Genomic DNA, 15,041 nt, shown 5'->3' with positions numbered 1-15,041 from the left:
TTTGCAGTAACTACCTTACTTCATATAAGGAATATTATTTTGAAAACACTATTTTACCCCTTTGTACTTTCTATACTAGGCTGTTTTTTCACCTCATTAACTAACGCTAGCGAAGTCATTAAGCTAGAAAAAAATATTTATGCCATAGAAGAAGATGGATTCACAAGTTTAGTTATCTTATCAAACAATGGTGTATTAATTACTGACCCAGCAAACACCTTAAGAGCCGAAAAGCTACAGAAGCAGATCAAGACCTTAACCGATCAGCCAGTAACAAAGATAGTTCTATCTCATGAGCACTATGATCACGTTGGGGGTACTGAAATATTTAGTAAAGCTAAAGTCATTTGCCACAGTAGTTGCGAAGAAGTTTTTCAGCTAGATACGAGAAACATAACCCCTAAAAAAGTACATATTACATTTGATAAAAAATTATCCTTCAAGTTTGGTAATACCACCATAAATTTACATCATTTTGGCCCTGCTGATGGGTTTAGCAGCACGGTGATTTATCTTCCGGAGAATGCAATTGCTTTTAGCGCAGACTTATATGCAGACCGCTATTTAATCCCTGGAATATGGATGGATAACGATAATTATCTGGGTATCTTAAATGCACTTAAAAAAATGCAATCCTGGCAACTAAAACATGCTGTAAATAGCCATGCTACAACCACATCAGTAAAAGCCCTCAATGAAAATACTGAGTTTGTCACTGATCTTTATAACTTGGTCAATACTAACATAAACAACACCATTTCCACGGAAGGCGTTGGTAAAGCATTTGACAGTATCAATGAATGCTCTCAAGCATTAAAGCTACCTAAGTATAAACATTGGACTAACTACAATACAGAACTACCGGCTCATATCCGTAGGATGGCGCTATCAATTTTACACGGCGGTTAGGAATACTGCTTGAACTAATCACTCATACTTCAACAGAAACGCTTATGTATAGCATCAGTATTTCCAGCTAAAACAATCAATCATCTTAAGTTACAGTTCTATACTTCATGAATGTTCTTTAAATTGAGACCAAATCCATGATATCGCTTAAAGATAAAACGATCCTACTCACAGGTGCCTCAGGAGGCATTGGTTTAGCAACCGCTCGCTGCTTATTAAAAGCAGGTGCAAAGCTAATTCTGCACTACAATAGCACTTCAGAAAATATTAATGCTCTACAAAATGAATACAGCTCAAATCGCTGCAAGACAATTCAAGCCAACTTAGCTAACCCCCAGGAAGTCGATCACCTATGGCAACATGCTGTTGGCTGGCAAGGTTCTATTGATGGAATAGTCAATAATGCTGCCTTTGAAAGCTCTATAACGATTGACTCCCCCTTACAAGAGTGGAGAGACGTTTGGCAAGCTACACTTGATATCAATATTATCGCTGTTGCCGATTTATGCCGTTATGCCATAGCTCACTATCAACAACATTCTGGCGGAATGATTATTAATTTAGCCAGTAGAGCAGCATTTAAAGGTGATTTGCCTGATATGATGCATTATGCTGCATCAAAGGGAGCTATTGTTTCACTGACACGCTCAGTGGCTAAAGCCTATGCAAAAGACAATATTTTTGCATTTATTATTGCCCCTGGCTGGGTAAATACCGATCGTATCCAGAAAAAAATAGCTAAACCTGGTAATGAAGCATTACTGAATGAGGTACCAACGGGTAGACCCGCGCCACCAGAAGAGGTTGCTAATATCATAGCCTTTTTACTTTCTGGTTTGTCTAATCATGCAACAGGTGCAACCATTGATATTAATGGGGCATCTTATTTTCACTAATAGCAGAAAACACAGTTATCATGATCAAAAAATATCCTGATTTAGCAAATAGCGCCGTTGTTATTATCGACGTGCAGTCTGATTATATTAGTGATACAACAACTTTATTAGACCAGCAGCAGGCTAGTCTATTTGAACAATTTCCCGAATTCTCTGAGAAAGTCAATTTACTACTGTTTAATGCACGAAAAAATAAAATACCTGTTATTCATGTTCGGGAAAAAGATAACTGCCAAAAAAGTGTTTGGCTTCCCTGGTGGAACATGTTGCACCCACCAGGGAACATTGCACTAGGTGAAGGAACACCAGAACCTTATGCAAAAGAGCTGAATAATGAAAAAGTATTTATCAAGTGGACCTATGATTTATTTCATAGTGTAGGTGATGAATTTGAAGCCTATCTGAAACATAATAATATCAAACGGTTATTTATGTGTGGTGTACTGACCAAAGCCTGTGTTATGTTTTCGGCTAACTCTGCTTTCTGTAAAGGGTATGAGGTATACATTCTCGAAGACTGTTGTGCTGACCGAAATAAAGCTCACCATGATGCAATACTTAATATTTACGATGGATATCACCTTAAAGTTATTAGCTCAAATAATTTATGGAAAAAAGTCAATTAAGCCTACTCACCATTGACCAAACTAACCAAAAAATTTATTAAACGATGGTTGATCGTTTGTACTGGATATAAAAGGACAATCTCCCTTTGGTATTTTTTAATATCCACATAGTTTACCATGATATTATTTGCAATTTTTTCTAGCCCCTTCCAATAAGGAACTAAACTCACACCAACACCCTCAGATACGAGTATAGCAATAGCTTCAAGGCCATCTAAATCACATAAAGGATCCATGGTTATTTTTTCATCATGTAAATATTCTGTCACTAATCGCCCACCCCATGAGTGTGGATCATATTGAATATAGGGCACAGCTTGCATGGCTTCTTTAATAGTTAGAGATACGGACTTTGGCTTTATAAACGCGAGAGGCTCAGTATATAGTGTAACTTTTTTGACCATTTTTGGTACATCAAAAGGAGGATTAACAACGACAACAGCATCCAACTCTTCAGCCATAAGTCGCTCATACAACGAAGCCGATGTACCTGGTATTATACTTAGTTTAACATCAGGTGCTTGAGCCATCAGTTTTTTCATGAGTGGTGGTATTAGCCCTGTTAATACCGTTGATATTGCCCCAATACGAAGCTCCCCTGTCAACCCTAATGGGTCTAGATCCGTTTTTAACGCTTGTATTTCTTGAACAATTTTTCTGGCCCTGGGAACTAACCTCATGCAATTTTCTGTTGGTTTAGCAGAGTGCCCAATACGAGAGAATAGTGTTACGCCTAACTCTTTCTCCAGCGCTTGGATTCGCTGACTGATAGCTGAAGACGTTAAATTTTCATGCCTGGCAGCATCAGCAATTGAACCTTTATCTATTACAGCCAGTAAACTTTTTAAAAAACGTACATCCATAAGTTTTCCCTGTGGTTAGCAACATTAATTTTCAGCTTTTGTCAGTTTCTAATGTCTATTGAATCAGTTAGGATGAAATTGATAATTTAAAACTAAGGAAAAACCATTATGCAATCATTTTTTCATCTAGCCTACCATGTCAATGACTTATCTGCAGCTAAAGCATTTTATGGTAATATTTTAGGTTGTAAAGAAGGTAGAAGCACTGATACATGGGTTGATTTCAACTTCTTTAATCACCAAATATCACTTCACCTCGGCAAGCCGTTTTCCACAACTTTAACAGGACTCGTTGATGAACACCAAGTCCCTATGCCACACATAGGACTCATTTTAGAGCTAAACGAATGGCAAAAAATCGCTAAGCGTCTGTGCCTGGCTAATATAGACTTTATTATCCCACCCTCGGTTAGGTTTAAAGGTCAACCAGGTGAACAACATACCATGTTTTTCTCTGATCCTGCTGGCAACCCTATTGAATTTAAAGGTTTTAAAAATTTAAAACAAATTTTTGTTAAGTAATGTACTTAGTAAATTCACTAAACAACAACTATTTCAAGTTTACTATACACACATCTAACGTTTTTTAGTAAATCCTCATACTCTAATTTTAAGGTTGAATTATTTATATTCTATGAATTCTCAGTACTTCTATACTTATTTTTATGTTCCATAGAGTGACAACCATACCTTGTATGTTAATTTTTAAAATTTTTTTAAAAAAATCATATTTATACCTGATTATTTTGACAATAAGTGATATTTACGCTAATCAAATAATGGAGGTCACAGTAGGCGTAGGTGAATGGCCTCCTTATATAAGCAAATCATTACCACAACATGGAACACTCGCTCAACAAGTTAGCCAATCTTTTGCAGCCGTAGGCATTAAAGTTATATATCGTTGGTTACCTTGGAAAAGAGTATTTCATATGATTAAAACAGGTGAAATTGACGCTACTCCTGGTTGGTCTAAGAATGTAGAGAGGGCTAAATACAGTTTGTTCTCTGAGAGCATTGTGCTTAGACAATATGCTCACCTATTCCACAAAAAAGATAATCCTATTCAATGGAAAAACCTTAAAGACTTAATTGCTTACCGTTTTGTAGGTTTTATTGGTTATAACTATGACTATTTAGTAGCTGAGGGAATCAAAATTTATTATGTCAAAAATGAAAAGCAAGCACTCAATATGATACTGTCAAACAGAGCAGATGTATTTGAAGCTAACTTAATTGTTGGTCAAAAAGCCATTGATCAATATTTAACTTCTGAACAAAAGTCCTTGATTACTATTTCAGATCAGCCAGTTAAGCAGTTTAATTATTATGTTCTCTTCCCCCAAAGAGCTCGAGGAGAACAGATTAGGCGGTTATTTGATGAAGGCTTCAAACTCACAAACACATCCACACCGCAATGACATGCTTACAAGCCGTTATGGGCACCTCTAAAAATATTTTTTACACTAAAGTACTAAAACAGCACGCATCCTCCCAAATGCTGCCAATATTATCGTCAAAAATAAATATTTCCTTTATTAATTTTGTAACATTTTAACAACAAGCAATAAAACAAAATATTTTACAAAAATTTAAAGCATTATTAATGCTCAAACCTTTATTTTTATGGCTTAGAAACGAGTATCTGACACCTTAATACATTTGTATCAACACTGTTACACTATTTATTGTGAGTCATGTCTGTTTTTTTTGTTAGCTCACTTCCGCTTTTTACCCAGCTGTATAAAATTCATACCAACAACAAACACAAGAATAAATTTAACAAAAAACTGATATTGGATAATTGTCACCAACACTAAAAAGGAACCCTCATGAAACTTTCTACAGTTTTTTTTTCTAGCACTGCTTTTTTATTTTCTATGGCAAGTTCCAGTATAGTCCTTGCAGCAGAAAAAGTTCAAAATGTTGAAACTGAGACTAGAACACCAACTTCTATCACTCGCACTTCATCCTGTTCTGGCTCAGGAAGCTGTTCAACATCTACTTCTGTCTCTTCCACAGAACTAAATTCAACATCTTCTGCTAAGAAACGTACTTTTGGGACTCGCTTTACAGAAAATAATACTTTAAACTTAAATACCAAGTGGAGTTCTTGGTTTAATGACGGTAACGAGAATAATTCATGGACTACTAGAACACGCTTTACCGAAAAAACAAATTCAAACTTTAGTAATCAATGGAATTCTTGGTCAAATAGCAATACTAATAATAAAACTGAAGAATCAAACACTTCTACACCAAAAACTACTAAAACCTTTACTGAAACTAAAACACCTACCTCTATTACTCGCACATCTTCATGTAAGGGTTCTGGTAGTTGCTCTACATCTACATCTGTTTCCACTACTGAGCTAACATCAGCTACGAACAAGTCTCAGACACAAGATAAGGCCTCAACAGCTTATAACGCCGCAGACTGTTCAGCTTTTGCAGATGCTAACAGCAAGCTCAATGGCTGGATGCTTACAGAATATGACTTCTTCGGTGACTACACTCAGTCTGAACTAACACCTGCTACTTCATCAGAGTGTACTGGCAAGCAGTATTACCAAGTAAGTGGCTCTGGTTATGATGGCAACAAAGTAACTTTCCGTAGCCACCGTGTTGAAGGTGCTCACAAAAGCCAACCAGCACTCTTTACTTTCTGGCTGCGTGCTGCTGATGCTTACAGTTACCAATCCGTAGACTTCGAATGTACTCTTAGCAAACGCAATGCTAAAAAGTTAGGTAAAAAACTACGCACTTATCCAAAGCAAGGTGTAGAATTAAAAGCTGATCAAATCACTAAAGTCACCTTAGATGGTTCTTGTGATAGAGCTTCAGTATTCTCTTCTGTCTATGGTGATTTCCAAATTATCAATGTTGAAGCAAGCTACTAATCCAATACTAATAAAACGTTTCTTAACCTCACTTAATACGGTACGTTTGTGCCGTTTTTTTTTGGAATAATATATGATTACTTTACGTACAATGACACCTAATGAGTTTGAGATATTTCTTGAAAATGAAATTAATGAGTATGCACAGTGGATACAACGTGCTTATAACCTTTCAAAACAAAATGCTCACTCTAGCGCAACCCAACAACTATCATTATATAAATATAAACAAGGCTTAGAAACGCCTGATCATAAATTCTATATTATTGAAAATGATCAACAAAATAAAATTGGTACTGTTGTATACTCATTCAACAGAAGTGATAATTCTGTATGGTTAGATTGTATTGAGATTGATCCACTTCATAGAGGAAATGGTTACGGGAATACTACATTAAAAACAGTTACTGAATCTCTTAAAAAACAAGGGTATCATCACATAACTCTTCAAGTATATCGCGAAAATAAAGTTGCTCAAGCACTTTACCATAAACATGGTTTTGAACAGATTAGTCACGTAATGGTCAAAACTTTTGAATAGCTTGATTTATTAAAGAGAGGGTATTTAAATGATAAAAAAATGCACTACCCTATCAATAAAAAATGGGCTATCAGACATAGGGTAATGCAGAATATAAGGAAATAGTTGACATCACTCAACTGCGTACAACTATACATATATTTAATAAAAAATAAAAGTATATATTAAAAATAATACATCATAAATTACACATTAATCAAAAATAGAATTTTCAAGAATCATTACTAAACAGATAATCACTGACAGCTGTAAAAAAGCAGAGGAAATAAGGGGTTTCAATAATCAACCAGAGTTGATATTTGCAATAAATATCAACTCTGGCTATAAGCCGTCATACAGCAAACACAAAAATAACAAAACTCAATAAAAAGGTATTACCCTTTCTTAAAACAATTAAGAAAAAGGGTAACATTCATTTTAAAGCTTTAGGCTATTTTTTTTACTTTTATTGATAAACATATAAACAAGGAAGATAGAGATATATCGTATATGTATTTCTTAACCCTTTAGCTGTTCACCACCAACCATGCATACTCATTACCAATAAGCTCAACTATTGCATCTAAATAAATTCTAGTTGATGTTATTTTATAACAGTCAAACGAGTACCTTCTATATAAATTACTGGTAAGTTTATGATTACTTTTGCAACCTCCTTGAATTTGACTCGTTTTACTTCTCTTTGAACTTTCACTTATCTTACAGACAAGCCAGTCATTCACCTTATTTCATTAGAAAAAGATAAACCACAATAAAAACAAACTAGAATAACAACAATTATATTTTTCATTATATCTAAACTTTTCCAGATAAATAACTTGGCAAAGCATTCACTAAAATGCTTTTAGGATAGAACTAAACTACCTTGTACTACCAACTTACTTTTCTAGAAGTCTATATATCTTAAATTACTCGTAAAACAATATAAATCATCATATATACCCATAACGAAGGTTTTTTGGGGACGGCCGTCAAGAGATGAAACCTCAGGAGCTTATATTAAATAAGTGACTGGAGTGGCAGTTAAATGTTCCTGCATTCACTCTATCCTTGGAGTTCAAGAACGCCGACAACAAACCCTAAAAATAATTCATGGATGGTATAACTATTCAATTAAAGCTAATACAACCTCTTTTTCTATGTCAGACAATACAACAAAGCCTTAATAATGTTAACTGCACAATATACAATCATTCACATTATAATGATGTACGTCAATATTCGTTTATATTTCAAATATTTAACAAAACCTCTTACCCTACTCGAAAGCTAATTTATTTTAAATAAATTATACTTAACTGTAACTTAGGGTTACTAAAACGTAAACTCTAGCACTTTAGTTTTTAGTGGTTGTTTTTCATAACAACTTTACTGATTAACAAGCTTTCTCTCTAAATGATATGAAAACATATTTCCACTCCTTCACTCTCAACAAAACGTTGCTTTTGAGCAACAAAAAATTTAGCTTAACTTTTGCATCACAATCAATAAAATTACAAATTGTAGCATAATTTAACGTAACTCCAAAAATAAAATATCATTTACTTCATCAATTAATATTTATTACTGATAACATCTTAAACCTACTCAAACGTATTAAAATATATCAAAAACATAATAACTAAACAAACTAACGTCTTATTCAGCCACAAATAAATATAAAATTTGTATTATCCAAAGTTTATTTCAAACTCAGCCATATAGCTTCTTTATTGATTTTACAGCATTTTTTTTGTATTACTTTGTAAATTCATGCAAATATATTTTAATTATATCATTAGGACATGCTATCTGTGTTCTTTATCATTAATGCTGGTGGAAATGTAATTAGCATGTCATGTATTAGAGGAGCGCAAGGGTGTTTGATAAGAACGTTTAACTGTTCCACAGCTACTTATTGATATTAACTCTTATCGCTTCATCTTTCGACGGAGCCTCTATAAATCATTCACTAACGGTATAAACCTTATAATCACCTGAACACATTAGTTACGTGATTCTATATAACTGCTTAAATTTTAATATTTTTTAAAAGACACGAGAAAGCAAAACATGAAAATTAAGTCATTAGTATTGGCAATTTCTATAATAACACTAAACAACAGTACTGCTTTTAGTAATTCAAACCAGGATATAGTAACAGATGTTAATACAAAAGCTATATCGCTATCGTCCTCAGTTTACAACACTACTTCTGACACACTAGTTTTACCAGATCTAAATGCTCAAATAGATCATATTCTCATTGATCACTTCAAATCTGCCGGCATAACAGAGCCAGAAAATATTATTGTAACCGTGGGTATAATGAAGGAAGCTAATATTGATGTTCCATCAAATGCAGCACTGTTAAGCGCTGACTGGCTGAGCCGACAGACACGGCCAACAACTTTTGAATGGACTCAAATGCCATTGCTTAGCTTTGCTAAAGTTCAGGCATTTGGTAGCTCTGCGCCCGCAAATCGCTCTTACCTTGCGGGCGTACATCGAATAGGACAGCCAGTATTCCCTACCCCTTCTGGTGGACCCACCTCAGTACTGTTAGATAAGCAGGGTAAACGGATCGTTGGCCATCCTGAGTGGCCTGATATCCATCTCATTGAACAAGCCGTAAAAAGTACAATGGACATTAAGATTGAAGATCACAACCTTATCGACTTTTCAAAGATACAGTGGCTGCAACGCTACGGGTTACCAAAAGGCTTACCACCAAATACATATATCGATTGGAAGACTGTTAATGGTTCTGTTGAAGAAGAGCGACGTCAAAAAAGAAAAGGGAATGGAAAGCTTGTTGGTGATACCAGCGACTTTAAAGTATGGCATATTGCTAATCCCTCCGTTATTTTTAGTACAGAAGCCACAAACGCCTTTCTCAGGGCTTTAAAAAATAAGAAGCTGGATGCCTCAGATTGGGCGCACATGATTACGGCTCAAATTCGAGGGGAAAATACTCAAACGTTTAGTCAGTATTTTAGCGATCAATTACTTTATTCGGCACAACTTGCTTACCGTTCAACCCATGTGAATTATGAACAAGGTGAATTAACACAAAGAGACGTATCAACTATAGAACGTTTTCTTAATGGTGATAAAGCTATTGAAGCCTTCATTCCTCATTTGCCATCACGAACTAATGTTCCAGCCTTAACTTCAAAAAATCATTTACTCATCACGGATAAACAAACAGGTGTGTATATTTGGCACTTTGCCAACGGCCCTAAACAAGGTGTTCGTGGTGGTTTTACGAGTAAAAACGATGCCTTATCCTGGTATAAAGAATGGGTTATCAATAAGGGAATAAGACAAAGTGCTCATAATAAAGGGGAAGTTTACCACTATTATGACGCCAATTTTGATAAGTCATTTGTGTTTAGTGTTTCAGACTTTATGCATCCAAATGAGCCTTTTCCTGGAGCTAATAATGGGTGGATAAAACAAAAGCTTACAGAAACTGTTCAAAAGTTAAAGTTGCATACTCTTCGTAATGGTAAAAAATATGGCCGTGAAATGTCAGACCAGTTTTTTAAAGCCGCACGTGCTGACATTGATAGTCAGTTTAAACAACGTAATGAGCAGTTTGCCGAAGACTTAAGGTATTGGTTTGATTTTGTTTCCTCTTTTACAGGCATTATTGGCGTTGGTACTTCAGGTAAATTAGCGAAAGTATTAGATTTTACAGTTATCTTAGGCGGTGTAGGTGTGGGTGGCGTTACGATTGCTAATGCCGATAATCCAAGTGAAAAACTTGAAGGCATTGGTGCTATCATTGAAGCAACAGCTGATACCTTAGAAGCAACCAGTGTTGGTGATCGATTATCCCGTAAAACTACAGCTATAGGTAATTTATTTAAGGGAACTTCATCAACAGTCCGTCAACGCATTAGCATGAATAAAAATCTAAGTCAGCCTATCCCTATTGTTTTACCAAGCAAAGTATCAGAAAACTTACAAAGCGAGCTTAATCAAATTTGGGACACTCCTCAAGTAGAAACGACTTACAACGCTAAAAAGCTTAATGTTACTAAAGAAAATAATCAATTGGAAACCATACTCTACCAAGGCAAAGCTTATGGTCGCTTCCCTAATGGATATTGGTTTGATTTCAAGTTCGATATGCCAAAAACTAAACAGCAGGTTCACCCAGAAACAACGGTGAACAATCATAACTCAAGAAACGATGATACGTCGTTATCAATTGAAGCCTCTTCCTTACTTCGTTCTTATCATGAAGTCAAGTTAAATACGGATAATCTAAATCAACCGGAAGCAAATGGAATAATTTCATATGAGACAAAAAAACTAATCCAAGTAAATAATAAACTTTATGAAGTAAAAGCAAGTCCTGAAGGTAGTGAATGGGCGTGGGAAATTATCGTAGCAAACGGTGGTCAAGGGCTAAGTTTACCTGTCAAATATGTTAATCATAAATGGCAGCTATTTTACAGTGCTCAGAGAATTAAAGATATCTTTGTAGCACAAACTATTGATCAGAAAGTAGCATCTCACTTTAATTTAAACGATGGTAATCAAGTTAACTGGAATAGAACAAATGACCTTTTGGAAAATAGTCCAGTACTTGCAGGAGAAACAAAAAATCTCACTATTGATACCAATTCCATTTTTGAAGGGTATCCCAGTCAGCTTAGAAATAAACCAATTCCCAGAAATCTTCACCGCATTTGGTTTGGTAAACCCTTATCATCCGAACAAGCTGAATTACTTTTAAATGATTCAAATCACATGCGGCAAGCCCTTGCTAATGATATCAAAGTTATTTTGTATACAAATAACAAAAATAGGTCCATAGCGAAAATCAAACAGGTAGCCGAAGAAAAGGGCTATTCTAACGATATTGTAAGAAATATAAGAGTCATAGATTTAAGTGAGTTTTTCACAGAGTTGAAAACACATATTGGTAATAATGCAGCTACACGGCTTGAGTCAGCAATCCAAAGAGAGATAAATGGTCCATACCGAAGTTATGCAACGGCTGCTGATATCATGCGCTTTTGTGCATTATATCGGTATGGTGGAATATATGCTGACTTTGATGTTACGCCAAAAGATCAAGGCGATTATACAAAACTTTTCTCTCAATCAGGAAATTCTGAGGGACTACCTGGCGTGTTTTTTGGTGAAAGACTAAGCCAGGGGCTAATACTTGATGTTCACCTTATTGGAGCCCAAAGAGGACATCCATTTATTGAAAGTTATCTAACACAAATCACTAGAAAATTTTCAATCGAATTTATAATCAGCTCTTTAAATAAAATGAAATCAAATGCAAAAAAAGTCGCTGAAGGACAACCTTCAGAAGTAGAAGAACTTACTACAAGCGAAAAAAGAGCAGTTGAGGCGTTTAATGCAGTGTTTGATGGTAAAAGATCGAGTAGCGAAGGAATACTACGGGAAAAAATACTGCAATCGCAGTCGATTTCAGTAAAAAATAATGATCCATATGCTACTCTTTTGCAACAAATAAGGGGGTTTGTCTTTGATACAGCGAATAACGCTACATCTTTGCCTAGTCCATTGTCGAATACTCAGGAAAGAGATAATAGAATAATCAGTCATTTAGCAAATCTAAACTCAGTTCGATTGATTGAAAACATTATAAAAGAACAATTTTTAGATAAATTTGAAAAAACTAAAAATGAGTTAAAGACTGATGATCAGCTACGTAAAAAACTTGCAGAAATTTATTCAAAAGCAGGCATCAACTTTGATGAAAGCTTAGAAGGAAAGCTAGAATTTAATTGGTCAAAACAGCGTGGAGGACGTCGAGCATCAACAGGTGCTATAACTAATTAAAATAGCGTTTATTTGTTCACATTCTTGATTAATAAGGATGTTAGGAGCGCCATTTTATGTATAATGACATGGATGTCATACATTAGTGGACTTACCTTAGAGGTTCATCACTTGACAGCCATGCCTAAAATCCCTTCTTCATAAACATAAGTAGATTATTGCATACGCACCTCTTAAAAACAATTTTCAAAAAGCTCAAATATCGAAAAGAATTTATTTTTTATTTATCCCAAAGAACATAAAAAAACCCATACAAAAAAACTTATACAAAATACAAGCTTATAGTATATTTTTATAACTCACTTTTATAACACAAAAATAAAAAGCGAGTATTTTCAGCTATACTCTGTAACGAGGTTTCACTTACACACCAAGCTCGTAGTACTCTATGCCTACTATTAAGCGAAATAATAAACAGCTATTCTTTAAACAAATAATAAGGTTGAGCACATTATTGAGTATAATATGTTCAACTATATTACTAGGCAAAGAGATAAGACTCGCGACTGTACACGAATTCCCCCCCTATAGTTTTAACACAAAAGAAAATGGCCTCTCAGGTATTGATATTGAAATAATCACCGAGCTTTTTAAGCAAATAAATAAAGCTTATTCAATAAAACCTTATCCTGTACAACGGGCTCAATACTTAGTAGAAAAACAATCACTTGATGGTATGGTAACAACAACACCTTATATGACGGACAAGTTATCTGAGAGTTTATGGCGATCAGATACTCTCTATACAGCAACAGTATCAATTTTTATTAACCGTCAGCATAAGCCAGCGCTCAATCAACGGCTTTCACATAGCAAGTTTTGTGTGAGTATTGGGTTCTTAAGCAGTACATCCCCAAAATCTGTTGGGCTGACGCAATCTGACTACCTCGATGTTCGACTTGTACAACGACTCCCTCAATTAGTTAATTTACTTGTACAAGATCAAGTTGACTGTGTCATTGCTGAGGATATCTCTTTTATTTATCAAGCTAAATTAATGAAAAAAGCAGATCAAGTATTTCTTCTTCAAGAATTAGCTGATCGAGATAGCTTTATAACCTTGAATAAAAACTTAGCCCAACAAAATCCCCAACTCACAAAATCCATCAATAGCACAATTGCAAAGCTCCAAAAAGATCAATTCATCGATGATCTAATAATTAAATATTTAGAACTACCACTTCGATCTTGGAAGCAGTGATCCAGAAATAATAAGTAAATTTCAATTAATAAATGTATAACTTTATCTTTCCTGTTATTTTTTCATTTTCCCCCTAAAATCTACAAGTTAATACAAAGAACCTGCCTTTCATGTGGTCTATACTGTTACTCATTAGTTACCGCCCATTCAATGAAAGGATAATAATGATGAAACTCATATTAACGCTATAGCTTTCGTTGCTAACAAGTGTTTGTTTTGACGAAAAAATTACCGCCGCTGGTGATCCATGGCCTCCTTTTCTTTCACCAGATTTACCTGATCAGGGCCTATCTGTAGCAATCGTTACAGAAGCATTCAAACGAGAAGGGTATGACTTATCAATGAATTTTGTACCCTGGGCTAGGGCTATCGATGGTGTAAAAAAAGGTAGTTACGATATATTAGTCAGCACATGGTGGACGGAAGAACGGACTAAATTTTTACTTTATAGTGATCCTTACCTAGAAAATCAGATTAAGTTTATTAAGCGTAAAGGTGATAATTTTGAATATAATGGTTTGGCAAGTTTAGATGGCAAAAAAGTCGGTATTGTTAGAGGGTATGGTTATGGCGATGATTTTATGAATGCCACTAATTTTACCCACCATGAAACCAGTAACCTAATAAAAAATTTAAAAAACTTATTGCTAACCGCATAGACCTAACGCTAGAAGATGAAATTGTTGCACGAGCCCTAATAATGGCTAATGCTCCTAAAATAATGGAACAAATAGAGTTCACCAAAAACATGCTTTCCACAAAAAAAGTACATGTCACTTCAGGTTTAAAAAACGAAAATCACAAAGAGATTATTGAAGCATTTAATAAAGGTTTAAACACTATTAAAGAAGATAGTACCTTTGACAAGATACTAAAGGAACATAATATAAAATAGTTAACTATTACTCATTAAAAACTCAATTGAATTTCGATCATTTTGGCAATGTTATTCAATGTACAAACTAGTGTTTTATAAAATACTCTTAGTAGCACTATCCTTTATTAGTTTGGTTAGCCACGGGCAAACCTGCAATAAAAATTTCAGACATCGTTTAACAAGCACTCATCCCAAAGTAAGCTTTTATTTAACGGTCGTTAGTACAAAATATCCTCCTTACTGGGTAAAAAAAGGTGACTTTATAGAAGGATATGCTGCTGATATTGCTTGTGAGGTCATAGGAAATGCAGATTTTCATTTTAAAATGCTAACATTTTCATGGGCTAGAGCCTACAAAATGGGACTTGACCATAAAAACACCATTTTAGTCTCAGTGGGAAGAACCGAAGAAAG

Annotated in this window: 13 protein-coding genes; 12 read left to right on the top strand and 1 reads right to left on the bottom strand. The window is 34.8% G+C overall.

What is annotated here, in order from left to right; translation table 11 throughout:
- Nucleotides 1-39 precede the first annotated feature (39 nt).
- The 3 genes from KCG35_RS01015 to KCG35_RS01005 all read left to right on the top strand — a co-directional run bounded on the left by KCG35_RS01015 (nt 40) and on the right by KCG35_RS01005 (nt 2,431).
- Nucleotides 40-909: an MBL fold metallo-hydrolase gene (locus KCG35_RS01015; RefSeq protein ID WP_215817801.1), complete on the top strand. Its 870-nt coding sequence runs from the start codon at nt 40-42 to the stop codon at nt 907-909.
- A gap of 137 nt (nt 910-1,046) precedes the next feature.
- On the top strand, nt 1,047-1,805 hold the full coding sequence (locus KCG35_RS01010; protein ID WP_215817800.1) for an SDR family NAD(P)-dependent oxidoreductase: 759 nt from the start codon (nt 1,047-1,049) through the stop codon (nt 1,803-1,805).
- 20 nt (nt 1,806-1,825) lie between these two features.
- Nucleotides 1,826-2,431, top strand: coding sequence for a cysteine hydrolase family protein (locus KCG35_RS01005; protein WP_215817799.1), 606 nt, complete (start codon nt 1,826-1,828; stop codon nt 2,429-2,431).
- A gap of 2 nt (nt 2,432-2,433) precedes the next feature.
- Here KCG35_RS01005 and KCG35_RS01000 read toward each other — a convergent pair whose 3' ends face one another.
- Complete coding sequence (locus KCG35_RS01000) at nt 2,434-3,294, bottom strand: LysR family transcriptional regulator (RefSeq protein WP_215817798.1); 861 nt, start codon at nt 3,292-3,294, stop codon at nt 2,434-2,436.
- Nucleotides 3,295-3,402: 108 nt separating this feature from the next.
- Between KCG35_RS01000 and KCG35_RS00995 the strand changes: the two genes are divergently transcribed.
- The 9 genes from KCG35_RS00995 to KCG35_RS00960 form a co-directional block, all read left to right on the top strand.
- Nucleotides 3,403-3,816, top strand: a complete 414-nt coding sequence (locus KCG35_RS00995) for a VOC family protein (RefSeq protein ID WP_215817797.1) — start codon at nt 3,403-3,405, stop codon at nt 3,814-3,816.
- Nucleotides 3,817-3,989: 173 nt separating this feature from the next.
- Complete coding sequence (locus KCG35_RS00990) at nt 3,990-4,715, top strand: substrate-binding periplasmic protein (RefSeq protein WP_215817796.1); 726 nt, start codon at nt 3,990-3,992, stop codon at nt 4,713-4,715.
- 411 nt (nt 4,716-5,126) lie between these two features.
- On the top strand, nt 5,127-6,194 hold the full coding sequence (locus tag KCG35_RS00985) for a hypothetical protein (RefSeq protein WP_215817795.1): 1,068 nt from the start codon (nt 5,127-5,129) through the stop codon (nt 6,192-6,194).
- 73 nt (nt 6,195-6,267) lie between these two features.
- Nucleotides 6,268-6,735, top strand: a complete 468-nt coding sequence (locus tag KCG35_RS00980) for a GNAT family N-acetyltransferase (protein ID WP_215817794.1) — start codon at nt 6,268-6,270, stop codon at nt 6,733-6,735.
- A gap of 2,622 nt (nt 6,736-9,357) precedes the next feature.
- Nucleotides 9,358-12,549 (top strand): glycosyltransferase, encoded by a 3,192-nt coding sequence (locus tag KCG35_RS00975; protein WP_215817793.1) that lies wholly within the window; start codon nt 9,358-9,360, stop codon nt 12,547-12,549.
- A gap of 454 nt (nt 12,550-13,003) precedes the next feature.
- Complete coding sequence (locus KCG35_RS00970) at nt 13,004-13,750, top strand: substrate-binding periplasmic protein (protein ID WP_215817792.1); 747 nt, start codon at nt 13,004-13,006, stop codon at nt 13,748-13,750.
- 197 nt (nt 13,751-13,947) lie between these two features.
- Nucleotides 13,948-14,409: a transporter substrate-binding domain-containing protein gene (locus KCG35_RS26625; protein WP_255561854.1), complete on the top strand. Its 462-nt coding sequence runs from the start codon at nt 13,948-13,950 to the stop codon at nt 14,407-14,409.
- Nucleotides 14,410-14,450: 41 nt separating this feature from the next.
- The gene (locus tag KCG35_RS26620) at nt 14,451-14,645 is read left to right on the top strand and encodes a type 2 periplasmic-binding domain-containing protein (protein ID WP_373687346.1); all 195 of its coding nucleotides are present in this window, start codon (nt 14,451-14,453) and stop codon (nt 14,643-14,645) included.
- A gap of 58 nt (nt 14,646-14,703) precedes the next feature.
- Nucleotides 14,704-15,041 (top strand): hypothetical protein (locus KCG35_RS00960; RefSeq protein WP_215817791.1); only part of this gene is annotated, 338 nt, incomplete at its 3' end.

The sequence above is a fragment of the Zooshikella harenae genome (assembly GCF_018837975.1).
Taxonomy (GTDB): domain Bacteria; phylum Pseudomonadota; class Gammaproteobacteria; order Pseudomonadales; family Zooshikellaceae; genus Zooshikella; species Zooshikella harenae.
Note: the sequence above shows the minus strand (reverse complement) of the source record. Positions and strands in the feature narration are given on the sequence as shown.

Bases quoted from the DNA above. Each gene is read 5' to 3' on its own strand.
- KCG35_RS00980 (WP_215817794.1), top strand. From the start codon at position 6,268: ATGATTACTTTACGTACAATGACACCTAATGAGTTTGAGATATTTCTT.
- KCG35_RS01010 (WP_215817800.1), top strand. From the start codon at position 1,047: ATGATATCGCTTAAAGATAAAACGATCCTACTCACAGGTGCCTCAGGA.
- KCG35_RS00990 (WP_215817796.1), top strand. From the start codon at position 3,990: ATGTTAATTTTTAAAATTTTTTTAAAAAAATCATATTTATACCTGATT.
- KCG35_RS01005 (WP_215817799.1), top strand. From the start codon at position 1,826: ATGATCAAAAAATATCCTGATTTAGCAAATAGCGCCGTTGTTATTATC.
- KCG35_RS00975 (WP_215817793.1), top strand. From the start codon at position 9,358: ATGGACATTAAGATTGAAGATCACAACCTTATCGACTTTTCAAAGATA.
- KCG35_RS00985 (WP_215817795.1), top strand. From the start codon at position 5,127: ATGAAACTTTCTACAGTTTTTTTTTCTAGCACTGCTTTTTTATTTTCT.
- KCG35_RS26620 (WP_373687346.1), top strand. From the start codon at position 14,451: ATGGCTAATGCTCCTAAAATAATGGAACAAATAGAGTTCACCAAAAAC.
- KCG35_RS00995 (WP_215817797.1), top strand. From the start codon at position 3,403: ATGCAATCATTTTTTCATCTAGCCTACCATGTCAATGACTTATCTGCA.
- KCG35_RS01000 (WP_215817798.1), bottom strand. From the start codon at position 3,294: ATGGATGTACGTTTTTTAAAAAGTTTACTGGCTGTAATAGATAAAGGT.